Below are 24,650 nucleotides of genomic sequence, written 5' to 3'. Positions count from 1 at the left end.
GATCAGGTTCCCTTCGCGGGGACGAGCTGCAGGTACAGCGCGGTCAGGATCGTGTTGACGAAGAACAGGAGCAGGAACGTGATCACCACCGACTGGTTGACGACGTCGCCGACCCCCTTGGGGCCGCCTCTGGGGTTCAGTCCCCGGTAGGCCGCGACGACACCGGCGAGGAAACCGAAGATGAACGCCTTGATCGAGCTGACGACGAGGTCGGGCAGCTGGGCCAGCGCGTTGAAACTCGCGAGGTACGCACCCGGGGTGCCGCCCTGCACGATGACGTTGAAGAAATAACCGCCGAGCACGCCGACGACGCTGACCAAACCGTTCAGCAGCACCGAAACGCCGATGGCCGCTTGCACGCGGGGTACGATCAGGCGGTGGATCGGCGAGACGCCGAGCACCTCCATCGCATCGATCTCCTCGCGGATGGAGCGTGCGCCCAGATCCGCGCAGATCGCCGACCCGCCCGCGCCCGCGATGATCAGCGTGGTCACGATCGGGCTGGCCTGCTGCACCACCGCGAGAACGCTCGCGGCACCGTTGAACTGCTGCGCGCCGATCTGGCTCGTGAGCGATCCCAGTTGCAGCGAGATGACCGCACCGAACGGAATCGACACGAGGATCGCGGGCGTGATCGACACACTCGCGATGAACCAGAACTGCTGGATGAACTCGCGAACCTGCACGGGACGGCGGAACATCGCGATGACGACGTCGATCCCCATGGCGCACATGCGGCCGAATTCGCGCAGTCCCGCGGCGGCCTTCTCCGGTGCGCGGGCGAGCAGGGCGGCTGGATTGGCCATCGTCAGGCTCCGCATCCGTCGACGGAAGCCGAGGAAAGCGCCTCCGGTCCCGGCATCGCCGGGCGCGGGAAGGCGCGCGGAACGCGCCCGGTCATCACTGACATTCGGGCTTCCTCACTTCTACTTCTCCGGCCGAACGGCCAACTCTGGCTGCACGCTACTGGCGGAAGATCAGGGAGACAAGTAATTCGACAATGGCATGCCAGGGAGGGGTCAAGGTTGTTATGGCGGTAACTGTTTTGCCTTGTGTCCCATGAGTGTTAATGACGGTTCCAACCGTCCTTGTCACTCACGACACCGCAGGTGATCACTTTTGTCACCCCCGTCAGCCGCCGTGGTCGTGGAATTGTCACGCGCATCCTGAGTCCTCTTGCCTTCATTGCGGCCGCACCGAAAACCCCGCTACGTTCGGCGAATGGAGCAGGCTGCCATCGAGGTGACCGGCCTCGCCAAGCACTACGGTGAAGTGACGGCCCTCGCCGGCGTCAGTCTCCGGGTCGGCCGCGGCACCGTGCTCGCGGTACTCGGCCACAACGGCGCGGGCAAGACGACGTTGATCGACATTCTCAGCACCCGCGTCAAGCCGACCGGCGGAAGCGCGAAGGTGTGCGGTTTCGACGTCGTGCGCGCCGGGCATCACGTCCGGCGGCGGATCGGGGTCACCGGCCAGTTCGCGGCGGTCGACGACGCGCTCTCCGGCCGCGGCAACCTCGAACTCGTCGCCAGGCTGCTGGGCGCGAACCGGCGCCAGGCCAGGGCCCGCGCGGCCGAACTGCTCGCCATGTTCGGCCTCGACGACGCGGCGGACCGCCCCGCGCGGACGTATTCCGGCGGGATGCGGCGGCGGCTCGATCTCGCCGCCGGCCTGGTCGGCTCCCCCGACGTCCTCTTCCTCGACGAACCGACCACCGGGCTCGACCCGCTCAGCCGGGCGGGGCTCTGGGACGGCGTCGAACGGCTCGCCGCGCGCGGCACCACCGTCGTGCTCACCACGCAGTACCTCGAGGAGGCGGACAGACTGGCGGATCACGTCATCGTGCTGGGGCTGGGGCATGTCACGGTGTCCGGGCGGCCGTCGGAACTGAAGGCGCGGCTCGGGGAAAGGACCGCGACACTGACCTTCGGCACCGATCTGGCCGCCCGCCGGGCGCTGGCCGCGCTGCACCGGCTCGGCATGGGCTGCACGACGTCGGCCTCCGGGCTGGTGATCGGTGTCGCGCTGTCCGGGCCCGCCGACATCACCGTGCTGGTCCGCGCGCTCGACGCGGCGGGCGCGCCCATGAGGGACCTCACCGTCGCCGAGCCGACCCTCGACGACGTCTACCTTTCGTTGCACCGGAATCCGGCGGCCGCGCCATGACCGAGGCACGGCACCGCGCACCGTCGCAGCCGGTGCTGACCAATCCGGCGACCTGGCCGCCGAGCACCTTCACGACTCAGGTCCGGGTGCTCGCGGTCCGCTCGCTGAAGACGGCGTTCGGCGACCGCAGGCTGGTGTTCTTCGGTCTGCTGCAACCGATCGTCCTGCTCCTGTTGTTCAGCCAGGTCTTCACCGGGGTCAGCACGCTGCCCGGAGTCGCGGCGTACGAGGGATACGTGAACTTCCTCGTCCCGGCGACACTGGTGAACATCGCGATGACCACGGCGATGAGTTCGGGCGCCGGCCTGCTCGCGGAGATCTACAGCGGTTTCACCGGACGTCTGCGGTGCATGCCCATCAGCCTTTCCGCCGTCCTGGTGGCGCGCACCATTTCGGATTCCGCCCGGCTCGGCGTGCAACTGCTGGTGACCACGCTCGCCAGCGTGGTGCTGCTGGGTTTCCGGCCGACCGGCGGCGTTTTCGGTATCACCGCGGCGCTGCTGCTCACGCTCGTCGTCGGCTGGTGCCTGAGCTGGATCTTCGTCGCCATCACGACCTGGCTGCGCAAGGCCGAAACCCTGCAGATGGCGTCGTTCGTGGTGATGTTCCCGCTGATGTTCTCCTCCAGCGCGTACATGCCGCTGGAGACGATGCCGTCCTGGCTGCGGGTGGTCTCGGCGCTGAACCCGCTCACCTACGCGATCGACGCGACCCGGGCACTCGCGCTCGGACGGCCGTCGGGCTGGTCGATCCCGGTGTCGCTGGCGATCGCCGCCGTCGCCGCGGCCGCCGGTGGATGGATCGCGGCCCGCACCTTCCGGACCCCGCGCGACGTCACCCCGATGACCTGAGCCCGGAACTCACGTGATCGAAGACCGAACTCGCGTGATTGGAGGCGGAACTCGGGGTTCCGTCTCCAATCACGCGAGTTCCGTCTCCAGGCACGCATGATCCGGGTAGGCGTCAGTGCGGCAAGGACTCGAGGTGGTCCGCGGCGGCCACGACTCCCCCGGCCGCCGCGAACGAGGCCCGCACCCGCGCGGCCGCCGCGGCGTAGGCGGGGTCGGTCAGCACTTCGGTGACCGTGCGGCGGATGTCGGGCGCCTTCGCGCGGTCGAAACGCAGACGCAGCCCGGCACCGGCCGTTTCGACCTGCTGAGCCAGCATCGATTGATCGTCCCGGATCGGCGCGATGACCAGCGGCAGGCCGGACGCCAGCGTCTCGCTGACGGTGTTGTGCCCGCCGTGACAGAGCACCGCCGCCGCTTTCCGCACCACTTCCGCCTGCGGGATCCGCTTGACGACCAGCACGTCGTCGCTGAGCAGTTCGCCGGTCGGGTCGACGACGAGGCCCTGGACGTCCGGCATCCCGGCGAGGGCGTCGACGCATTCGGACAGGAACCGGCGGCCGAGAGCGGCGTTGGCCGTACCGAGGGTGGCGATGACGAGCGGACGGCCGTCGAGGCGGTCCCACGAGAAACCCACCGGCGGCGCGGGAGCCAGCGCGGGGCCGACGAACCGGACCGCGCCGACGTCGGCGATCGGGCCCGTCAGGGAGACGGTGGTGAACGCCAGGATGAGCTCCGGCGAGAACCGCAGGTCCCCGCACGACACCCGGTGCCGGGCGCGCAGGCCCTCCTGCAATGCGTCGACCCAGGCGGCGATCTTCGGCATGGCGCCCAGCGGATCGCCGAGTTCGGTGGACGTCGACGCCGACGTCACCCACGGCAGGGAGCGGCGGCTCGCCACGAGGGCGCCCGCGAAGGCCTGCTGGTCGGCGAGTACGACGTCGGGCCGGAAAGCCTCCACCGCCTTCTCGACACCCGGGACCATCGCATCCGCCAGCGGAACCAGGTACTGCTCCCACAGGTACTTCAGCGCCGCGAACCCGCGCAGGCCTTCGGGACGCCGTTCGACGGCGAACTCCAGCGCGTCTCCCGCCGCGTACACCCGGCCCGCCCTGGTCAGTTCGGACGTCGTGGGTTCCGGACCGCACCAGGCGACGTCGTGGCCGCGGCCCACCAGCTCGGCGGCCACCGCGCGCAACGGCGCCACATGTCCGGTGAGCGGCGGGACGACCAGCAGGAACCGGCTCATCCGCGTGGCCTCCCGTGCCGGTCGATCCAGTTCAGCAGCAGCTCACGGACCTCGCGGTGCTGCTCGACGAGCACCGAATGCCCTTGGCCCTCGAACACGTGCAGCTCGCCCCGGGGCAGCAACGAGGTCAGCGCGGTGAGATCGTCGGCCTGGTAGCCGTGACTGCCCAAAATGGACAGTACGGGACAGCCGATCCCCGCGACCTGGTCCAGCGTCAGCAAAGGACCGAGCGGGACCTCCTCGGCCATCGACGTCGACATGATCCGCTCGGCGGCCATTCTCGCCAGCCGCCGGTGATGCGCGCTGTAGTTGGCCTCGATCCAGTCGAAGCTCTCCTCGACCTTCAAGAACCGCACGGTGTGTTCGAGGATCTGCGACATCTTGTCCGCCCACAGTTCGGTGGCCGGCTCCGACTCGATGCACACGATGCTGCGCACCCGCTCCGGTTTCGCCACGGCGTAGCTGTAGGCGAGGGTGCCGCCGAAACTGTTGCCGACCAGGTGCACGGGCCGGTCGAGGTCGAGCTGGTCGAGCAGGTCGTCGAGATCGGCGACGAAATCCGCGATCGTGTACCCGCGCTCCGGGCGTTCGGTCTTGCCGTGCCCGCGCAGGTCGTAGCTGATCACGTCCACCCCTGCGGCGGCGACCGGCGGCGCGAGCGTGAGGTAGAAGCTCGCGAGGCTGTCGGTGCCCATCCCGTGCAGGAACACCACGGTCTCCGTGCCCCCGCCGGGCACGAGCTGCACGTTGGTGCGCAGCCCGTTGACGGTCATGGTCGGCACCGCCTCAGCCCCGTTCGCCGAGGCGGGCGGCCACGTAGTCGGCGATGTCGCCGACCCGCAGCTCGATCACGTCGTCGAGGTCCTTCTCCGCCAGGAACTCCGCGAGGTTGACGTCCGCGCCGAAGAACTCGGCGAGGATGCTCGCGAAGGTCACCAGATCGATGCTCTCCAGCTGGAGATCTTCGTGGAAGGTGGTCTGCGGAGTGATCTCGATGCCGAGGACGTCGGTGTCCCCGACCAGTTCCTTCAGCAACTCGGCCACGGTGCCGAAGACCGACGCCGGACTCTGCTGTTCGATGGTCATGCTGTGCTCCTCTTTCTAGCCGCGGTTCCAGGCCACCACGTGCCCGGGGATTCCGGTGAATTCCGCCCCGATACCGATCTCCTCGGCCAGCCCCGCCAGTTCGCCCTCGGCCCGGACCGCGATCCGGGGAGGCGTCGCGGACTCTTCCCGCACCAGCGCGACCGCGACCTCGCCCGCCGAGGCGACGGCCACCGCCAGCGGCGGCACGACCAGGCCGTGCAGGCCGGTCACCCTGGTCCCGTCGGCGCTCACGCGGAGTTCCGCCGGGTACACGCCGTCCAGGCCGAGTTTCGCGCGGACCGCGTCCTTGATCGCGATCCGTTCCAGCAGCCAGCCGCGCTGCCGTCGCGGCGCGCAGGCGGCGAACTCGGCGCGTTCCGCCGTCCCGAGGTAGACGCCGGCGTAGATGTCCCGTGCGGCGGGGCTCGGCCACCGGTCCGTGACGGCCGTCCAGCCGCCGTGGTGATCCTCGGACAGCCGATGCCGGTCCGGGAAGGCGTAGACGCGGTGGGCGGGCCGGTCGCACGGGAACCGGATGTCGCGCCACTGTTCGATCCTGGCCAGCACGGCGCCGTCCAGCACCAGTTCCGCGTCCATCTCCAGCACGTCCGGCCGCGGCAGCCGGACCCGGACCACGCAGCGCAGCTTGGTGCCCGGCGCCGGTTCCGGTGCGAACCAGGTGACCCGGCCCATCGACGTCGGGAACGCCAGCAGCGCGTCCGCCTTGGTCGCCATCAGCCAGCAGCCCAGCAGCTGGCCGACGTTGTCCAGCAGCGCGCCGGGCGCCGACGGTACGACGAGGTCGCCGCGGATGTGCCGCTCGCCTAGCCCGATGAGCTTGTCGAGCCCCTGGTACGCCGGGCCGTGGAACATCTCGCGGCGGGTGTAGATCTCCGCGGCGCTCAGCGGCGGCGCCGTTTCCGGGCCCGGCGGCGGAGACGGCCGCGGGGCCGTGGGATAACGCTGCGCCAGGTGGACGTCCATACTGGCGTGCGGTCCGATTTGGACACTGATCCGATCGCCCTCGCGGGTCATCGAAAGCGGTACGCGCACCGCCGGGGCGGCGATCAGCCAGCGGGAGAACGCCGCGTTGCTCACCCCGGTCGCGACCGTGCCCGGCCAGGCCCGTTCCGCTTCCCGGCAGGCCAGGTCCACCAGTGTGGTCGCGGGCACGGTGGGACGGAAGTCCGCCTCCTCCGGCCAGTCCTCGCGCTGGCGGAAGAACCGGTGATCGACCAGATACGGCATCGTCGCGAGGGATACGTCCACAGTGGACTCGACCGTTCGTCGTGCCGCCGCGTTGGCGACACTCGCCGCGGCGGCCCGGGTCTCCGCCAGCAGCGCGGTGAACTCCGCGACGATCGCGTCCGGGATTCCATCGCCCAGTTCGGGCATATCACCGGCGCCCGCGAACATGCCCTTGACGTCGCCTTCGACCGAGAGCAGCGTGCCCGCCGTGTCGATCCGGGTCCGGCGCGGCTCCAGCGCGTCGAACGCGGGCCGCCCGCCCTCCACCCAGACCGCGGTCGCGACCCGGCGCAACTGGGCGAGGCCCGCCCTCGTACCGGAGGACGCCGGGATGACCAGATGCGGCCGCGAGCCCAGCGTGTCCGACACGAACGAACCCAGCTGACCGGCGCCCGCCTGCACGAAGACCCGGGCGCCGTCGGCGTAGAGCGCGTCGACGAGCTCCCGGAACCGGACCTTGCGCACCAGGTGGGCCAGGTACAGCTCGCGGACCTCCACCGGATCCGCGGGATACGGCCGGGCAGTGGTCGCCGACCACACCGGGACCCGCGGCGGCTTCAGGTCCAGTTCGGCCGCGAGCCGGGTGAACGGGCCGAGCCGCGACCGCATCAGCGGGGTGTGGAACCCGGACCGGAACGGCAGCGTCCTGGCGACGACGCCGTGCTGGGCGCACAATTTGGCGAGCCGCCCCGCGGCGGCCGGGTCACCGCAGACGATCGTCTGCCGCGGCGCGTTCTCGTGGGAGATCATCAGTTCCGGCTCGGCGGTGAGCAGCGCCTCGGCCCGCTCCGCCGAACAGCCGAGCACGAGGAACTCGGCGTCCGGCAGTGTGAATCCCTGCGGCCAGTACCGGTTCAGCATGTCCTCTGTGGACTGTCCGGGGTACATCCCCGCCGCCTGCATCGCGGTCCATTCGCCGACGCTGTGCCCGGCGAGCACGTCGGGGGTGATCGCGAGCCGCCGCAGCGCGGTGTCGAGCAGCAACCCGACCTGGGACACGCTGGAGGCGCGGGCGAGCACGCTCGCCGTCGACCATTCGGGCCGTTCCAGACCGAAATGCCGGGCGACGTCGGCGCAGCGCGGTTCCGCGTCCGCTTCCAGCCCCGGATAGACGAACGCGGTCTTCGCCCCGGCCTGCTCCAGCAAGGGCGCCGTCGTGCACCAGATGTCGTTGGGCCCGTGCCAGGAACCGCCCTCGGCCGCGATCTTCGCCAGCACCCTCCGCGCGACTTCGAGCCGTTTCCCGGTCGGCCCGACGATCCCGATCCGGCATGGACCGTGGCCGCCGGATTCCGGATCCGGGCGATCGAGCAGGGTGCGCAATCCGTCGAGTGTGGGCGCCGCGAGCAGGAGGACTCGCTCGGGTTCCCCGGTCACCTTGGCCCGCCTCGGCCGCGACGGCGCCGGGTCGGCCTCCTCCAGCACCACGTGCGCGTTGACCCCGCCGAAACCGAAGGCGTTGACCGCCGCCCGGCGCGGGACGTCACCCGACCGCCACCGCTCGGCGTCGGGCAGGGTGCGGAAGCGGGTCTTGTCCAGCAGCGGGCTCGGGTCGGCGCAGTTCAGCGTCGGTGGCAGGACGGCGTGGTGCAGCGCGAGCGCCACCTTGACCAGACCGGCGGCGCCGGCGGTCGGCATGGTGTGCCCGATCATCGCCTTCACCGCGCCGATCGCCGCGCGAGGACCGTCCGGCGGGCCGAACACCTCGGCGAGGGTGGCCAGTTCGGCGGCGTCCCCGGTCGGAGTCGCGGTCCCGTGCGCCTCCAGCAGGCCGAGCGCGTTGGGCGCCGTTGGGTCGAGGCCCGCCGAGGCCCACGCGCGCCGCAGGGCCAGCGTCTGGCCCGCGACAGCCGGGCTGAGCAGGCTCGCGCCCTTCCCGTCGCTCGATGTCCCCGAGCCGCGCAGCACCGCGTAGACCCGGTCGCCGTCGCGACGCGCGTCGTAGAACCGTTTCAGCACGACCATCGCGGTGCCCTCGCCGATCAGGAGACCGTCCGCGTCGCGCGAGAACGGGCTGATCCGCTGGCTCGGCGAAAGGGCGCCGAGCTGCGTGAACATCGACCAGAGCGTGTCGTCGTGGCAGTGGTGCACGCCGCCGGCCAGCACGACGTCACAGCGACGGCGCGCGAGTTCGCCGATCGCCTGGTCCACGGCGAGCAGCGAGGACGCGCAGGCGGCGTCGACCGTGTACGCGGGGCCGCCGAAGTCCAGCCGGTTGGCGACCCGCGACGCGGCGAGGTTCGGCACCAGCCCGATCGCTGTGTCCGGCCGGAACTCGCCGAGCGGCTCCAGCAACGCGTCCCGGAGCCGGTTGAGCATCTCCGGACGCGCCGACGGCAGAAGATCCCGGACGGCGCCGGTGATCTGGCGGACCGACCGGACCCGCTGGTCGAACCGCTGGAGCCCCGGCGAGAGATAACCGCCCCTGCCCAGGATGACGCCCACGCGTTCGAGGTCGCCCAGCCGTCGGAGACCACCGGCGTCGTCGACCGCGGACGCGGCCACCGCCAGCGCGACCAGCTGGTCCGGCTCCATCCCGGCGACGGTGCTGGGCGCGATACCGAGCGCCGTCGCGTCGAAGTCCAGGCTGTCGGCGACGAATCCGCCGCGCCTGCCGTAGGTGCGGTCCGGCGTGCGGCCGTCGCCGTCGTGGAAGCTCGGATCCCAGCGGTGCGGCGGGATCTCGGTGATCGCGTCGGTACCCGAAACGATGTTCTGCCAATATTCGTCCACAGTGGACGAGCCGGGAAGGAAGACGCCCATCCCGACGATCGCGACCGGCTCCTGGTTCACCACAGCGACGCCGTGTACAGCACCGAGCGGACGTCGGCCGGACCGTAGGCCAGCTCGCGCAGGAGCGCGGTGGTGCCTTCGTCCGGATCGATCAGCGCCACCTCGCGGCGCTCGTACTCGCGCGCGAGTTCCGGTGACACCATGCCCGCGTGATCGTCCGAGGGCGCCCACGGTCCCCAATGGACGGTCAGCGCCCGGCAGCCGGTGCGGTCCGCCCACTGCCCGCCGAGGGTTTCGAGCGCGTCGTTCGCCGCCGCGTAGTCGGTCTGACCCCGGTTTCCCAGCACCGCGGCGATGCTGCCGAAGAAGGTCACGAACCCGGGCCGAATGCCGAAATGCTCCAGCGCGTCGAGCAGCGCTCGCGCACCGTCCACTTTGGTCCCGTAGACCGTGCGGAACGACTGTTCGTCCTTGTCGGCCATCAACTTGTCGTCGATCACCCCGGCCGCGTGGACGACGCCGTCGATGCGGCCATAACGGGTGTGCAGATCCTTGACCACCTGCCGGACGGCGGCGGCGTCGCGCACGTCGAGCGACCGGTACGCCGCCGTACCGCCCGCCGCGGCGATCTGGTCGAGCGTCCGCGCGATCTCACGCTGGGCCAGCACGGTGCGCACCCGGCGTTCGATATCCGCCAGCGAACCACCCCGCGCGGCCAGCGCCGAACGCATGGCCGGCGCGTCACCGGGCAGGTCCTCGTCGCCCGGTTCGGCGGGCCACGGGGTGCGGCCCGCCAGCTCGATCCGGCATCCGCTCGCCGCCAGCGCGACCGCCGCCCGCGCGGTGATCCCGCGGGCGCCGCCGATCAGCAGCAGCACGGAATCCGCGTCGAGGCCGAGCGCCTTGACCTCTCCGCCGCCGGGGCCCGCGCCCGCATACGCGACAGAACCGAGGGAGCCCGCGGACGGCTCGAACACCGCGCGTCCCGCCGTGTCGTAGCGGACAGCGGACGGCCCGTCGGCGATCGCCTCCTCCAGCACGATCCTTCCGAGGTCCACAGTGGACTCCAGCTCGACCAGCCTGGTCGGCTCGCTCCGTTCCCGCGCCGCGGCGCGGACGAGACCGCGCAGCCCGGCGGCGTGCCCGGCGCCCGTCTTCGCCACCACGACCACCGCGCCCTTGGCGCTCTTGACGAGGCCGAACACCTGCGCCGCGACGGGTTCTTCGACGTCCGACAACGGATTCAGCAGGATGGCGATGTCGGCGCCACCCCCTTCCGCCGGAAGGCCGCCCGCGTCGGCGAACACCGCGCGGATCGACTCGGCCAGTTCCTCCTGGCCGGGCTCGAAGCTCACCGAGACCGTTTTGCCCGCCACCTTGGCGAGGTCGGGCGTGCCGAGCGGCGCGGACACGCGATCGAGCAGGTACCGGTCTGGCGCGGTTCCGGCGGGGGCCTCATCGGGGGCCGCCGCCACGGCGACCGGAACGGCCGGTTCGAGCCACTTCCGCAGCCGCGCGGCCAGCGCGCTCGCCGTCCGGTCGCGGCTGAGCTGATCCTGGGCGTCGTCGTGCACCCGGCCGGAGAGGCCGAGCTTGGCGAGCAGCGAGCCCGCGATCTCGGTGCGTTTGATCGAGTCGATGGAGAGATCCGCTTCCAGATCGAGATCGGCGTCGATCATCTCGGCCGGATAGCCGGTGCGTTCGCTGATCGCGCCGATCACGGTGGCCAGGACGTCCGTGACAGGGGCCTCCGCGACCGGTTCCGGCGCGGGCACGACGACCGGGGCTTCGACCGGCGGCAGCAACGCGGGCACGACCGGCGTCCGCACCGGAGCGGGGGCGGGCGGGGCGGTGCCGAGGTACCCCAGCATCACGTCCCGTTGCGCCGCCAGCATTTCGCGGCTCGTGCGGAGGAATTCGACGACGGCCTGGTCACGACCGGGCGCGGGCTGGTTCATGGTCGTCCTCGGGATTCGTCGGGCGGGCACGAGCCCGTGGGCGGGGACCTCGCCGCCGGGCGCGCGGACGGTCTGGCCGTCCACGGTCCAGGCGGGTTTGGGGAGCGGGCCGACACGGACACGGCCGCGGAAGAGCCGTTCGGTACGCACATCGACGCCCATGAGCGCCAGGCGCGCGAGCGCGGTGAGGAACCCGCGCAACCCCGGGCCGCCGGGGTCGCACGCGATCACGGTATGCGGACGATCGCCGAGGATCTCCTTGGCCAGCCGGGAAAGCACCTGTCCCGGGCCCGCCTCGACGAACGTGCGCGCGCCCGCCGCGTACATGTCCTCGATCAGTTCCACGAAGCGCACCGGCGAGCCGATCTGCGCGGCGAGTTCGGCACGCACCGTGCCGGCTTCGTACGGTCGCGCGGTGCGGTTCGACCACACGGGCTGCCCCGGCTCACCGATCTCGGCGTTGTCGAGATCGACGGCGAACACGTCGCTCGCTCCAGCCACCAGCGGGCTGTGAAAGGCGCAGGCGACCGGGATCCGTTTGGCGCCGATCCCCTGTGCCCGCAGTTCGCGGACCGCCTCCTCGATGGCGGCCGTCGGTCCGGAAAGGACGGTCTGGCCGGGTGCGTTGTGGTTGGCCAGCACGACGTCCGGGTGGTCGAGGGCGGCGGCCAGTTCCTCACGGGACGCCTTGACCGCGGCCATCGCGCCTGGGTCGGCGCCCGCCACTTCGGCGATGGAGCGGGCCCTGGCCCGGCTGAGCGCCACCAACGTCGCGGTGTCGAACGCGCCCGCCACCGACAGCGCGGTCAGTTCGCCATAGCTGTGCCCCGCCAGCAGATCCGGCCGGACGCCGAGGTCGGCGAGCAGGTGGCAGACCGCCGATTCGACGAGTCCGAGCGCGGGCTGCGCGACCCGCGTGTCCTTGAGCGCCTCGTCCTGCGCGGTACGGGCTTCCTCGGTGAAGGCGCGCGGCGGGAACGTGGTGGCGGCGACGTCGGGAGCGAGCCCCAGGACGTCAGCCAGTTCGGGGAAGTGCACGAACAGTTCCGCCAGCATCCCCGTCCGCTGGCTGCCCTGACCAGGGAACAGGAACGCGACCGCACCGGCTTCGGTGTCGTCCGCGACGATCCCACCGTTCGCGGCGGCCTCACGCAGCTCCGCGAGGTCGCTCGCGACGATCGCGAGCCGCACAGGGTCGGATCCGCCTCGTTCGGCGGCGAGGGCGGCGATCTCCCGCAGCGGACGTCCTTCGCTGGCGGCCAGCAGATCCCGCAGCACGGCACGAGCGGACTCCACGTCGGCGCCGCGGAGCAGGACGAGCTCGGCATCCCAGTCACGCGGGCCGTGCCGCCGTGCCGGCGGGACCCCCGGGGCGGCGAGCACCGCGTGGAAGTTGGTCCCACCGAACCCGAACGCGCTCACTCCGGCGAACTCGCGGCCGCGCGGCACCGGCGTCGGCCGGGCTCCGGTGGAGAAGGTGAAGGGACTGCTCTCGGCGTCCCAGGCGGGGTTCGGCCTGCTCAGATGCAGCGTGGGCGGCACGACCTCGTGCCACAGCGCCAGCGCCGCCTTCATCAGGCCCGCCAGCCCCGCGGCGCATTTCGTGTGCCCGATCTGGCTCTTCACCGAACCCAGCGCGCAGGTGCCCGGCCCGGCGCCCGCGGCGAGGAAGAACTCGGTAAGCGTCGTCAGTTCCGTGGCGTCGCCGACGACTGTGCCGGTGCCGTGCGCTTCCACCAGCGAGACGTCCGCCGGCGACACCCCGGCGTCGCGATAGGCCCGCGCCAGGGCCCGCCGCTGCCCCTCGGGGCGCGGCGCGGTGAGGCCGAGCGCCTTGCCGTCGCTGGCGGCGCCGACACCCTTGACCACGGCATACACCCGGTCGCCGTCGCGTTCGGCGTCGGACCGCCGCTTGAGCACGAGGCACGCGACGCCCTCGCCGAGCGCGATCCCGTCCGCCGACGCGTCGAACGGACGGCATCGCCCGGTCGGCGACAGCGCACCGGCCGAGGTGAACATGAGGTAGTCGTTGACCCCGTTGTGCAGGTCGACGGCGCCGCACAGGACCATCGAGCTCGTGCCCGCCCGCAGTTCCTTCACCGCGAGGTCCAGTGCGGCCAGCGAGGAGCCGCACGCGGCGTCCACGGTGTAGTTGGTGCCGCCGAGGTCGAGCCGGTTGGCGATCCGGCCGGAGATGACGTTGGCGAGCGTGCCGGGGAACGAGTCCTCGGTCAGTTCCGGCAACTGCGCGAGCAGCTCCTCCGGGACGTCTTCGAGGTAGCTGGGAAGCAGCGCGCGCAGGACACCGGCGTTGGCCAGGTCTCCCCCGGCCTCGGCGCCGAAGATGACGCTGGTGCGCTCACGGTCGAAGCCGCCTTCGCCGTAGCCCGCGTCTTCGAGGGCCCGCCGCGCCGTCTGCAGGGAGACCAGCTGGGCCGGGTCGATACTGCCCATCGACTTGGGCGGGATGCCGTACGCGAGCGGATCGAAGTCCACCGGTGGCAGGAAGCCGCCCCATTTCGACGTCGACTGGTCTGCGTAGACGTCCTTGTCCCAGCGCTGATCCGGCACCTCGGTGACGGCGTCCGCGCCGTGCAGGACGTTGGACCAGAAGGCCGGGAGATCGGGTGCGCCGGGGAACACGCACGCCATCCCGACGATCGCGATGTCACTGTCCACAACGGACTCTTCGTCGCGAACACGGGCGGCGAGCAGCTCCGCCGCGCCGTCGGTGACTTCCCGGTGCAGGGCGGCGACGTCGGTGCGGTCCTCACGCAGGACGGTCACCTGTCCCGCCATGTACATCCCCTCGGCGAGCTGCCCGAGCGTGTCGACCTCGACGAGCGTGTCGCCTTGCCGCTTGATGCCCTTGCTGGCGATCCGCAGCCGTCCGGTGTTCAGCTCCTCCAGCCGTTGCCATGTCTCCTGCGGTAGGACGCCGTCCGCGCGGAGCCCGGCCTTCAGCGCGGCGAACTCGTCGGTGTACGGGCTGGGCAGGCAGCGGGTGAGGTGCCCGGGCGCGGTCTCCAGGGTGACCGTGGACCCCGCGTCGAGCACGCGATCCTGGAACGTTTCGGTGATGGCGCCGTGGGTCACGGCTTCTTCGGTGAACAGGTACGCGGTGCCCATCAGGACGCCGACGCCGCCGCTCAGGGGCTCCGCCATCGCCGAGACCATGGCAGCGGAGCGGGCGTCATGGATCCCACCTGCGAACAGGACCTCGACGTCGTTGGCGCCGTGTTCGCGCAGGACGTCCAGCTGCTGCTCCCACAGCACGAAGCTCGACCGCGGGCCGATATGCCCACCGCATTCGGCGCCCTCGAAGACGAACCGGCGGATCCCGGCGTCGAGGAACTGACGCAGCAGGATCGGCGACGGCACGTGGAGGAAGGTCGCGATGCCCTCGGCCTCCAGCGCTTTGGCCTGCGCGGGTTTTCCGCCCGCGATCAGCACGCAGCGCGGGCGCGCCGCCCGGATCGCCGCGAGCTGCTCGGCACGCAGGGCCTCCGGGACGAACCCGAGGATGCCCGCTCCCCACGGCCGTTCACCGAGCGCTTCGGCGGTGCGGCCGAGCAGTTCGGCGGTTTTGGCGCCGTTCGCGGTGGCCACCGCGACGAACGGGAAGCCGTCGTGCGCGGCGACCGCGGCGGCGAAACCGGGCTGGTCGCTCACCCGCGTCATCGGCCCCTGCACGACCGGCAGCCGGGTCCCCAACGTGCGGCACAGCCGTACGCCTTGGTCCGAGGGGACCGCCGACGGCGCCGCGAGCGAGCGCACGACCGAACGGACAGCGCTTTCCGCGTCCTCGAAGCGTTTCGCGAACAACGCGCTGAGCCCGTCGTCCGCCCTGGCGAGCTCGTTCCGGGCCGCCGCGGGCACGTCGGCGTCGGGGAACAGGCCGAGCCCGTCGAGCACCACGCCCGCCGCGCCGCCCGCGATCGCGGCCACCGCCGTACGCGGCCCGATGCCCCCGTACGCCCACACGGGGACGTCCTCGCCGAACCGCTCCAGCAACCGCTGCAGCAGGACGAACGTGGTGAGATCGGAACCGCCCGCTTCGGCCCCCTTCGCCACCAGACCGGAGGCGCCGGCGTCGAGCATGCGGACGGCCTGCTCGACACCGGTCACCTCGGCCAGCACGGGGAGGCCGGCCCTGCCCCGCCAGACCGCCCCCTCGGCCAGCAGCACGAGCCCCGCGCCGCTTTCCCGCACTTCCTCGTCCCGCACGGTGCGGCCGGCCGGGATCCGGACACCGAACGGGATGCGTCCGTCTACTGTGGACCCGATTTCGACGATCCCGAGGCCGCCGCCCCTGGCGACCGCGGCCGCCAGGCCCGGATCCGGACATCCGAGCGGGTTGACGCCGAGTACCCGCGTGCGCGCCGTCGCATGACTCACCGGCGGTCCTCCTGTTCGGCTGGGGCTGGTCGAACCTCGCCGGGTTCGGCGATCTTTCAGCGGGATTCCCAAGAAATAACCTACTTGCCGCAGAGAGCGCAATACTCTCGTGTGAAAACTCGGAAAACAAGGGAACGCATGCTAAAGTCCGGCGCCGGAAACAAATATGTCGACACGTGCAGAACGAGCCCCTGACCTGCACTTTTATCACGGTCGTCGGCGATTTGAAGAAATCATTGCTCACCGGCATGACAAAACAGAAGAATTGTCATAGAACGCAGAATCGATAACCATGGAGCGCATGTGGAAGTGACAGGACGGGTCGTCGTGCTGACCGGCGCGGCACACGGTATCGGCGCCGCCATGGCCAGGCGGTTCGCCGCCGAGGGCGCGGCCGGGGTGGTGGTCTCCGATCTCGATCTCGAGGCCGCGGACGAGGTCGTCGCCGGGATCACCGCCTCGGGCGGCACCGCGATCGCGCGCCACGCCGACGCGTCGTCCAAAGAGGACTTGAAGATGCTGGTGACCGAGGCCCGCGCGGCGTTCGGCCCGGTGGACCTCTTCTGCTCCAACGCCGGTGCCGCGTTCGGGACGGGCGTGCACGCCGCGGACGAACAGTGGACGCGGTCGTGGGCGATCAACGTCATGCAGCATGTGCACGCCGCACAGGTCGCGCTCCCAGCGATGCTGAGCCGGGGCCACGGATATCTGCTGATCACGGCGTCGGGCGCGGGCCTGCTGGGCACTCCCGGCGACGCGCCGTACTCGGTGACCAAGCACGCGGCCGTCGGGCTCGCCGAATGGCTGGCCATCACCTACCGGCCGCGCGGGGTGCGGGTCAGCGCGCTGTGCCCGCTCGGTGTGCGGACCGCGCTGCTGGAGCCGGGTATCGCCGCCGGTCACCCCGCCGCGCTCGCGATCGCCGCCGCGGCACCGCTGCTGGAGCCGGAGGACGTCGCGGAGTCCGTCGTGCACGGGCTTGCGTCGGAGGAGTTCCTGATCCTGCCGCACGAATCGGTGCGGGAGACCTACGCCCGCAAGGCGGCCGGGCTCGACGAATGGATCGACCGCACCATCCTCGAAACCGGCGCGCGGAAGAGGTGACCATGGAGTACCGCAGGCTCGGCGCGAGCGGGCTTTCCGTCAGTGAGATCTCCTACGGCAACTGGCTCACGCACCCCGACGGCGCGGAATGCGTGCAGGCCGCACTCGACGCGGGCATCACGACCTTCCACACCGCGGCCGCCTGGGACGGCGGTGCCGCCGAAGAGAACCTCGCCGAGGCGCTGAGCCACGCGCGTCGCGACGATCTCGTCCTGTGTACCGGTGTCTTCTGGCCGGAAGGCCCGGGTGCCAACGACGCGGGCCTCAGCCGCAAGCACCTGGTGACCTCGGTGAACGGCTCGCTGCGGCGTCTGCGCGCCGACTACATCGACGTCTACCAGTTGCTGCGGTTCGACTACCGCACGCCGCTGGAGGAGACGTTCCTCGCGCTGTCGGATCTGGTGCGGCAGGGGAAGATCCTCTACGCCGGCACCGCGGAATGGACGGCGGAACAGCTGCTGGAAGCGCGGCCGATCGCCGAACGGCACGGCGTCCCGCTGGTGGCGAACCAGCCGCATTACTCGATGCTCTGGCGGGTCGCCGAGGCCCAGGTGATGCCGGTCTGCGAACGGTCCGGCATCGGCCAGTTCGCGTCGGTCCCCCTCGCGCAGGGCGTGCTGACCGGCAAGTACCGGCCGGGCGAGATCCCGCCGGGCTCACGAGGCGCGAAGGCGGTCGAGACGCGGCCGTTGCTCCTGCCGGACCTCCTCGAACGCGTCGGCATGCTGCGCGGCGTCGCCGACGAAGCCGGACTGACCATGGCCCAGCTGGCGCTCGCGTGGACGTTGCAGCACAACACCGTCGCTTCGGTGGTGATGGGCGCGAGCACCGCCGCCCAGGTGACCGAGAACGCGAAGGCGGCCGGGGTGGTGCTGGACCTCGACGCGCTGACGCGGATCGATCACCTGCTGGGCAGTTTCGTGCAGACGGATCCGCGGCTGACCTGGTCACCTCCGGCGACCACCTGACGCCCTGTCTTCGTAAGTCCGTGAAGGCTTCCCAAGTACATGAAGGCCCCCTTCCTTGCGTCTAGCGCAAGGAAGGGGGCCTTCATGTACTTCAGTTCAGACTCGAGAGGGGCACTCACGAGCCCAAAGCGGTCCGCAGGAGGGCCTCGAACCGCTCCGCCGTCGGCGGTTCGTCGCGCAGCAATCCCTGCAGAAGAACACCGTCCACCAACGCGACCAGCATCTCGACCCGTACCGGATCACGGGTGAATCGGCGTGCGAAATCCGCCAACGCCGCCATCCAGCGATCAGTCGACTCGCGGAGCTTCGGCTCTCGTGCCGCCAAGAGATACAGCTCGTACTCCGCCAGCAGGTGCCCGGGTCTGGCGACGACTTCGGCCAGCAAGGTGGCGAACCGCCGCAGCGCGTCCTCACCGCCGTCGGCCTCGGCGGCGAGTACCCGCATCCGCTCGGCGTCCTCGTCCATGCACCAGGTGAGCGCGGCGGTCAGCAGCTCCTCGATCCCCTGGAAGTGGTACGCGGCCGCAGTCGCGGGCAAGCCGGCCTCGCGGGCGACGGTGCGGTGGCTGACCCTCGAAACCCCGTCCCTCGCGACGATGCGCAGGGTGGCCTCGATCAATTCCCGTTTGCGCCGCTCCCCCTTGGCGAGACGGCCGTCGGTGATCGGCTCGTTCAGCACGCCACCTCCTCGCTGGTCACGGTCTTCCTGCTCAGCAGAGGATACGAGAGCAGAGCGACGAGGATGATCAAAGCACCGGCGGCGACCGCCACAGCGAATCCGCCGCCGGGCCCGAACCGGTCGACGGCCTCACCGGACACCGCGGCGCCCAACGCGACCCCGACGCTGAGGCCCGTGATCGCCCATGTCATCCCTTCGGTCAGTTTCTCCGCGGAGACGACCGTTTCGATCATCCCCATGACGACGATCATCGTGGGAGAGAAGAACAACCCGGCGACGAACACCACCGCGCACAGACCCACGACGTCGTCCACGAGCAGCAGCGGCACCGCGCTCGCGGCCGTGCCGGCGGTACCGATCAGGAGCAACCGAGGCGCTGTCATGGCCGGTTTGAGCGTCCCGAAGACCAGTCCTGAGATGGCGGAGCCCGCCGCGTAAACGGACACGACCACCCCCGCGGCCGACGGCGATCCGGATCGCTCCGCGAACGCCACACTGACGACGTCGACCGTGCCGACGATGATGCCGCCCGCCATCAGCGTCAGCACCAGTACCCGCACCGCGCCCATCCGGACAGGCGAGATTCCGGCCGATCCGGTCGTCGGCCGCACGGGCGGTTCTGTCCCGCGTTGCGCGACGAAGAGCACCACTCCGATCGCGAGGAACACTACGGCGACCAGCGGCCCGGCCTCGGGGAACACGGTGGTGCACAACGCCACCGACAGCGCGGGCCCGATGACGAAGGTCAGTTCGTCGACCACCGACTCCAACGCGAAAGCCGTGTGCAGCCGAGGCGAGCCGTGGTACAGCCACGACCACCTGGCCCGGACCATCGCCGCCATGCTGGGCATGAACCCGGCCAGGACCGCGGACACGTACAGCGTCCAGACCGGCGCCCCGAAGCGGGCGCAGAGCAGGAGCGCGCCGAGCGCCATCACGCTGATCCCAGTCGCCGGCACCAGGATCCGGCTCTGCCCCCGGCGGTCCACCAGCCTCGAGACCTGAGGCCCGAGCAGCGCCATGGACAGTGTGAACGTCGCCGAGACCAGACCGGCGAGCCCGTAGTCGCCCCGCGTCTGCGCCAGCATCGTGATGATGCCGATTCCCGTCATGGGGACCGGCATCCTGGCGACCAACCCCGCGGCGAAGAAGGCGAAGGAGCCCTTCGCGGAGAACAGCTCTCGATACCGGCCCGGCACGGCAAACCCCCACAAGTTGAACGACTGTTACATTTTGAACAGTCGTTACACTTTATACCTGCGGAAGGCGCTCCCCGCAAACGGCCCGGGACACGATGAGGGGTCCTTCCAAGACTCTGGAAGGACCCCTCGCGGTGAAACTCAGTTCAGGCTCGAGCAGGGTCTCGCGTCAGGATCCTGCGCCCCCTTGGGCACCCACCGCACGTTCGCGAACGAAGCCGAGAACCGGCCGTCCGTGTACACCAGGAACGGCGTGTTCACGTTCTCCAGATCCAGCCCGTTCGCGAAGCACGACACCGGGATCTTCACCGTCGACTTCGGCGCGCCTGCGAGATCGGTGAACAGCTTGGTCGCGTTCACCTCGGAGAAGCACGGGTAGACGCAATGCATGCTGATCACGGTCCGGTTGGCCGGCGCCTCGTGCACGACCGTGTCGAACTCCAGCGCCGCGTCGGCGTTGAGGTAACCCCGAAGATCGTTGGTACCGGCCGGGTTCTGGAAGTAGATCTGCGCCGGGCCGGTGCCGGTCCAGGTCGACTTGAGCCCGTCCTGCTGCACGTTCACGTCCGACTGCACGACGTCGATCTCGGCGTGTGAAGCGGTGCCGTCGGGGCCGATCTCCGTACCGCCCCAGTTCTCCGCGGAACCGATGAAACCCTTGTACGGCGCGACATCGGTGCGGTTGAACACCTCGAGATCCTCGGTCGCGGTACCGCCGCCACCGGTCGAGCCACACGTCACCGGCCCGGCCGTCTCGTCGAGCTGCCCGACCGTGACGCGCTGCCCGGTCTTGAGCCCGTAGCCGAGTTTGAACAGCGGGTCGTAGTCCGCCGAACCCGCGTTCAGCGGCGTCTGGCACGCGCTCTTCGGCCACGAGTACGGCAGCGTGCCCTTGAAGCCACCCTTGACCAGGACATCCGCGACGCCGCCGCCTTCGGTACCCGGCAGCCAGGCCGCGACGAACGCGTCGGAGCGGTTGATCTCCTTGTTCATGTACAGCGGGCGGCCGCCGACGTAGACGGTGACGACCGGAGCGCCCTTCCCACGGACCTTGTCGAGCACGGCCAGATCCTCGGGGTAGAGCTTCGAAGCCTCCAGCGTCTTGCGCGTCAGGTCGCCGACGCCTTCCGCGTACGGGGTCTCGCCGATGACGGCGATGACCGCGTCGTAGCCCTTCGGATCGGTGTCGCCCTTCTCGTCGAAGGTGACGTTGACATCGCCGAGTTGCTGCTTGAGCCCGGCCAGGATCGACGTGGCGTTCGGGAAGTCTGCGTTGGTGTTGCCGGTCCCCTGCCAGCTCAGCGTCCAGCCGCCGGTCTGGTTCTGGATGCTGTCCGCGCTCTTGCCGACCACGAGCACCTTCGACTTCGGCTTGAGCGGAAGCACGTTGCCGTTGTTCTTCAGCAGCGTCTGCGAGGAGCGGACCGCGTCGCGCGCCAGCCAGGTCTCCTTCAGCGCTTCATCGGAGTTGGCGTAGGACCTGTCCGATGGCTTCTGCGACTCGTACAGCCCGGAGCGCAGCTTCACGCGCAAGATGCGGGTCACCGCGTCGTCGATCCGCGCGAGCGGGATCTGGCCGGAGCCGACCTGAGCGACCGTGTTGGTGATGAACGCCTTCCAGTCGTTCGGCACCATCACGATGTCGATGCCGGCGTTGATCGCCTGCGGGCAGGAGGCGTTGGTACAGCCCGGAACCTGGCCGATACCGTTCCAGTCCGACACGACGAGGCCGTCGAAGCCCATCTTGCCCTTGAGGATCTGGTTCAGCGCCTTGTCACTGCCGTGCAGCTTGCCCTCGTCGATGCCCAGTTCGGCGTTGGTCCAGCTGTTGAACGACACCATCACCGTCTGGGAGCCCGCGGCGAGCGCGCCGTAGTAGCCCTGGCCGTGGACGTTGATCATCTCGGCCTCGGACGACGGGTTGACGCCCTGATCCTGTCCCTTGAGGGTGCCGCCGTCACCGATGAAGTGCTTGGCGGTGCCGATCACGCCGTTGTAGCCGATGCGTTTGGTCGAGCCGTCCTGGAGACCGTTGATCGCCTCGTAGCCGTAGGCCCTGGTGATCCGCGGGTCCTCGGAGAACCCTTCGTAGGTGCGTCCCCAGCGGTCGTCCTTCACGACCGCCAGCGTCGGCGCGAAAGCCCAATCCTGGCCGGTGGCGCGGATCTGCCGGGCCGTCGCCGCGGAGATGTCGCGCACCAGGCACGGGTCGTGCGCCGCGCCGAGCCCGATGTTGTGCGGGAAGACGGTGGCCCCGTACACGTTGTTGTTGCCGTGCACGGCGTCGATGCCCCAGATCACCGGGATCTTCGTCCTGCTGCCCTTCGCGGCGTCCCAATAGGAATCGGCGAGTTTCAGCCAGTCCTGCTGGGAGGCGTGCTTGTCCTTGTTCGGCCACGAGCCGCCACCGTTGAGGACCGAGCCGATCGAGTACTGCCGGACCTCGTCGGGGGTGATCGCGGCGATCTCGGGCTGCGTCATCTGCCCGACCTTCTCCTCCAAGGTCATTCCCTCGAGGATCCTGGCGATCCACTGTTCGTCACCGGCCTTGCCCTTGAACCGGCTCTCGACCTTCGGCCAGTCGGCGAGCGTCGGCAGGCTCTTCTCGATCCGGGCGCAGCCGTCCCGGTCGAGCGCGGGTTTCCCGATCACCGGCTGCTCGGCGGCGACGGCGGCGGGCGTGGCCACCACGGCCCCGCCGAGCAGGGTGAGACTCATCAAGGCGATCAGCGGACTTCGGCGCGCGCGAGCACGTCTTGCCATGGTCTGGTCCATTCTGCGGAAGGCGGGGACCGGCCGATCCTCACCGGACCAGGCGGCGACGTCAAGAGTTTCCGGCCGATATGCCACCTGTTAATTTTTGCCGTGAACTAAGATCTACCCGGCCACCCGCCGCCGATTGCGCCGCTTGGCGGTGTACGGCAGCGCGAACAGGTACAGCCCGCTGAACATCAGCAGGAAGAGCGGCGGCAGCGGGGTGTAGAGCACCCACTGCGCCGGGTCGCCCTGCGCCACCACGACGAAGCACACGATGACGGTGGCGACGAAGACGAGCGACGTCCACCTGTGGAACGTCCGGATCCGCTTGCTCACGAGAGCCTCCTGGAGTCGTTTTGCCTGTGGCGAAGACGCTAGGGATCCCGTGGGCACCGATGCTTCTCGATTCCTGATCGGTCCGCTTGACCTCCACATTACTTGAGCTTTTATCGTCGCGGAAAACGAAGGGAATCACTCATGACCGTCTTGGTAACCGGAGCAACCGGGAACACCGGCCGCCACGTGGTGGCCGAACTCCTCCGCCGTGGGGAACGCGTCCGGGCACTCACCAGGAACCCCGCCGAAGCCCGGCTTCCGGCAGGCGTCGAACTCGCGGAAGGCACCCACACCGCGCCGGAGACCTTGACCGAGGCCTTGGCAGGTGTCACCAAGCTGCACATCACCGTCACGGCCGGGCTCGCGGATGTCGGCGTCGATCTGGTCAAGCGCGCCGTGGACGCGGGCGTGCGCCGGATGACCATCGTGTGGGGCGGTTACGTCGGGCCGACGGAACAGGCCATGGCCGACTCCGGGGTGGAATGGACGCGCCTGGAGCCGCAGGAGTTCATGTCCAACGCCCTGACCTGGGTCGACTCCGTCCGCGCCGAGGGCGTGATCCGGGAGCCGTTCGACCTTCCGAGCGCCGTGGTACACGAGGGCGACATCGGCGCCGTCGCCGCCACCGCACTCGTGGAGGACGGGCATTCGGGCAAGGTCTACAACCTCACCGGGCCGCAGGCCCTGACCACGAGCGAACGGATCGCGATGCTCGGCTCCGCGGCCGGCCGTGACATCACACTGGAGAAGATCACGCGGCAACAGGCGATCGACCGGCTGCTGGCCGAAGGCGTCTCGGTCGCGGACGCCGAGTACGTCGTCGGCTGGCACAGCGATCCGCCCGTGGAGGCGCGCACCGTCGTCGACACCATCGAGAAGGTGACCGGACGGCCCGCCCGCACGTTCGCGCAGTGGGTCGCCGAGCACGCTGACCGATTCAGGCCGTGAGCGGCCCGACCGCCTTCACGATTTCCAGTACCGGGGCGGTGTGCACCGTGTGGATCGCCCGCAACGCGCCCAGCCGGTGCGTGAGGTAGTGGTGCAGCGCGGCGGGATCCGGGCACAACGCCTGCGCGGCCAGGTTGGTGGGCCCGGTCGTGGCGACGACGACGGCCAGCTCCTCGTGAGTGGCCAGCGTCGTCGCCACCTCGTCGAGATCCGCCGGCGCGACGGCCATCCACAGGAACGCCTGGGTGGTCACGCCGTACAGGGCCGCGCTGATCTCGACGTCGAAGAAGAGCGCGCCTCGCGCGCGCAGATCCGCCAGACGACGGGCCGCCGTCGCCGGGGCGAGGCCCGCCGCCGCGGCCAGGTCCGCGACACTGGCCCGGCCGTCGTGGCGGAGGGCGGCGATCAGCGCGTGATCCGCCGCCGTCAGCGGGCTCTCCTCGCCGACGGATTCCGGCGGTCGCAACGCTTCCTGCTGCTCCTCGGTCAGCGCGGCGACCCGGCCGCGCCACGCCGTCGGGCCGCCGAGGTAGGTGTGCAGGATGAAATGCGCGGACACCGCCGTGACACTCGCGGCCCGCGGGATGTCGTGCAACAGCATGGCGCTCCGCGCGTGCCGCGGCGTGTGCGCGATCGTCACGATCTCCGTGCCGCCGGAGGTGAGCTTGACCCACGACGTGTCCGGCCGCCGGGCCAGCGAACGAGCGAGCGTCCGTGCGGCGGCGGGCTGCGCGCTCAGCCGGACGAGCCACTGCGTCAGCCCGGTCCGGTCGGGATCGGGCAGGCCCACCACGCGTAACCCTGATTCGGCCCGGAGTCGCTGATAGCGCCGGGCGACGGTCTGGGTCGAGACACCGAGGACCGCCCCGATCCGGCTGAACGGCGCACGGGCGTCGATCTGCAGCGCATGGATCAAAGCGCGGTCGATGTCGTCGAGCATGGAAAATTTCGTCCATTCGATCCGGGTTTCAGG

The 24,650-nt window shown here is 70.3% G+C and carries 16 protein-coding genes; 5 read left to right on the top strand and 11 right to left on the bottom strand.

Going from position 1 to position 24,650, the window contains the following annotated elements:
• Nucleotides 1-2: 2 nt before the first annotated feature.
• Nucleotides 3-806 carry an MlaE family ABC transporter permease gene (locus tag ACSMFO_RS22150; protein WP_038523080.1) on the bottom strand — a complete coding sequence of 268 codons (804 nt, stop codon included), beginning with the start codon at nucleotides 804-806 and terminating at the stop codon, nucleotides 3-5.
• Nucleotides 807-1,221: 415 nt separating this feature from the next.
• Between ACSMFO_RS22150 and ACSMFO_RS22145 the strand changes: the two genes are divergently transcribed.
• Both ACSMFO_RS22145 and ACSMFO_RS22140 read left to right on the top strand, forming a co-directional pair.
• On the top strand, nucleotides 1,222-2,166 hold the full coding sequence (locus ACSMFO_RS22145) for an ATP-binding cassette domain-containing protein (protein WP_360091750.1): 945 nt from the start codon (nucleotides 1,222-1,224) through the stop codon (nucleotides 2,164-2,166).
• Nucleotides 2,163-3,017 (top strand): ABC transporter permease, encoded by an 855-nt coding sequence (locus ACSMFO_RS22140; RefSeq protein WP_360091753.1) that lies wholly within the window; start codon nucleotides 2,163-2,165, stop codon nucleotides 3,015-3,017. The genes ACSMFO_RS22145 and ACSMFO_RS22140 overlap by 4 nt, the downstream gene beginning before the upstream one ends.
• 112 nt (nucleotides 3,018-3,129) lie before the next feature.
• Here the strand turns inward: ACSMFO_RS22140 and ACSMFO_RS22135 are convergent, their stop codons facing one another.
• The 5 genes from ACSMFO_RS22135 to ACSMFO_RS22115 are packed head-to-tail and all read right to left on the bottom strand — an operon-like array spanning nucleotide 3,130 to nucleotide 15,686.
• Nucleotides 3,130-4,263 (bottom strand): glycosyltransferase, encoded by a 1,134-nt coding sequence (locus ACSMFO_RS22135; RefSeq protein ID WP_436460338.1) that lies wholly within the window; start codon nucleotides 4,261-4,263, stop codon nucleotides 3,130-3,132.
• The gene (locus ACSMFO_RS22130) at nucleotides 4,260-5,045 is read right to left on the bottom strand and encodes an alpha/beta fold hydrolase (RefSeq protein ID WP_038511978.1); all 786 of its coding nucleotides are present in this window, start codon (nucleotides 5,043-5,045) and stop codon (nucleotides 4,260-4,262) included. Before ACSMFO_RS22130 ends, ACSMFO_RS22135 begins: the two co-directional genes overlap by 4 nt.
• Nucleotides 5,046-5,049: 4 nt before the next feature.
• The gene (locus ACSMFO_RS22125) at nucleotides 5,050-5,349 is read right to left on the bottom strand and encodes a phosphopantetheine-binding protein (RefSeq protein ID WP_038511975.1); all 300 of its coding nucleotides are present in this window, start codon (nucleotides 5,347-5,349) and stop codon (nucleotides 5,050-5,052) included.
• Nucleotides 5,350-5,364: 15 nt separating this feature from the next.
• Nucleotides 5,365-9,393, bottom strand: coding sequence for a beta-ketoacyl synthase N-terminal-like domain-containing protein (locus ACSMFO_RS22120; RefSeq protein ID WP_436460337.1), 4,029 nt, complete (start codon nucleotides 9,391-9,393; stop codon nucleotides 5,365-5,367).
• A complete protein-coding gene (locus ACSMFO_RS22115; RefSeq protein ID WP_436460336.1) occupies nucleotides 9,387-15,686 on the bottom strand; it encodes an SDR family NAD(P)-dependent oxidoreductase in 6,300 nt (2,099 codons plus the stop codon). Before ACSMFO_RS22115 ends, ACSMFO_RS22120 begins: the two co-directional genes overlap by 7 nt.
• Before the next feature lie 303 nt (nucleotides 15,687-15,989).
• Between ACSMFO_RS22115 and ACSMFO_RS22110 the strand changes: the two genes are divergently transcribed.
• Both ACSMFO_RS22110 and ACSMFO_RS22105 read left to right on the top strand, forming a co-directional pair.
• Nucleotides 15,990-16,790, top strand: a complete 801-nt coding sequence (locus ACSMFO_RS22110) for an SDR family oxidoreductase (RefSeq protein ID WP_038511966.1) — start codon at nucleotides 15,990-15,992, stop codon at nucleotides 16,788-16,790.
• 2 nt (nucleotides 16,791-16,792) lie between these two features.
• Entirely contained in the window at nucleotides 16,793-17,758 is a 966-nt protein-coding gene (locus ACSMFO_RS22105; RefSeq protein WP_436460335.1) for an aldo/keto reductase, read from the top strand.
• Between the two features lie 115 nt (nucleotides 17,759-17,873).
• On the opposite strand, the gene ACSMFO_RS22100 is transcribed toward ACSMFO_RS22105, so the two are convergent.
• From ACSMFO_RS22100 to ACSMFO_RS22085, 4 genes are all read right to left on the bottom strand, one after another.
• The gene (locus ACSMFO_RS22100) at nucleotides 17,874-18,437 is read right to left on the bottom strand and encodes a TetR/AcrR family transcriptional regulator (RefSeq protein ID WP_436460334.1); all 564 of its coding nucleotides are present in this window, start codon (nucleotides 18,435-18,437) and stop codon (nucleotides 17,874-17,876) included.
• Nucleotides 18,431-19,636 (bottom strand): MFS transporter, encoded by a 1,206-nt coding sequence (locus ACSMFO_RS22095; RefSeq protein ID WP_436460333.1) that lies wholly within the window; start codon nucleotides 19,634-19,636, stop codon nucleotides 18,431-18,433. Before ACSMFO_RS22095 ends, ACSMFO_RS22100 begins: the two co-directional genes overlap by 7 nt.
• Nucleotides 19,637-19,777: 141 nt before the next feature.
• On the bottom strand, nucleotides 19,778-22,354 hold the full coding sequence (locus ACSMFO_RS22090; protein WP_436460435.1) for a glycoside hydrolase family 3 protein: 2,577 nt from the start codon (nucleotides 22,352-22,354) through the stop codon (nucleotides 19,778-19,780).
• 159 nt (nucleotides 22,355-22,513) lie between these two features.
• Nucleotides 22,514-22,729 carry a hypothetical protein gene (locus ACSMFO_RS22085; protein WP_073844200.1) on the bottom strand — a complete coding sequence of 72 codons (216 nt, stop codon included), beginning with the start codon at nucleotides 22,727-22,729 and terminating at the stop codon, nucleotides 22,514-22,516.
• A 141-nt stretch (nucleotides 22,730-22,870) separates the two neighbouring features.
• On the opposite strand from ACSMFO_RS22085, the gene ACSMFO_RS22080 reads away from it, so the two are divergent.
• The gene (locus tag ACSMFO_RS22080) at nucleotides 22,871-23,677 is read left to right on the top strand and encodes an NmrA family NAD(P)-binding protein (RefSeq protein ID WP_436460332.1); all 807 of its coding nucleotides are present in this window, start codon (nucleotides 22,871-22,873) and stop codon (nucleotides 23,675-23,677) included.
• On the opposite strand, the gene ACSMFO_RS22075 is transcribed toward ACSMFO_RS22080, so the two are convergent.
• Entirely contained in the window at nucleotides 23,667-24,617 is a 951-nt protein-coding gene (locus tag ACSMFO_RS22075; protein WP_360091775.1) for an Lrp/AsnC family transcriptional regulator, read from the bottom strand. The two genes, ACSMFO_RS22080 and ACSMFO_RS22075, sit on opposite strands and share 11 nt — an antisense overlap.
• Nucleotides 24,618-24,650: the final 33 nt, after the last annotated feature.

The sequence above is a fragment of the Amycolatopsis sp. w19 genome (assembly GCF_051373225.1).
GTDB classification, from domain to species: Bacteria; Actinomycetota; Actinomycetes; order Mycobacteriales; family Pseudonocardiaceae; genus Amycolatopsis; species Amycolatopsis japonica.
Note: the sequence above shows the minus strand (reverse complement) of the source record. Positions and strands in the feature narration are given on the sequence as shown.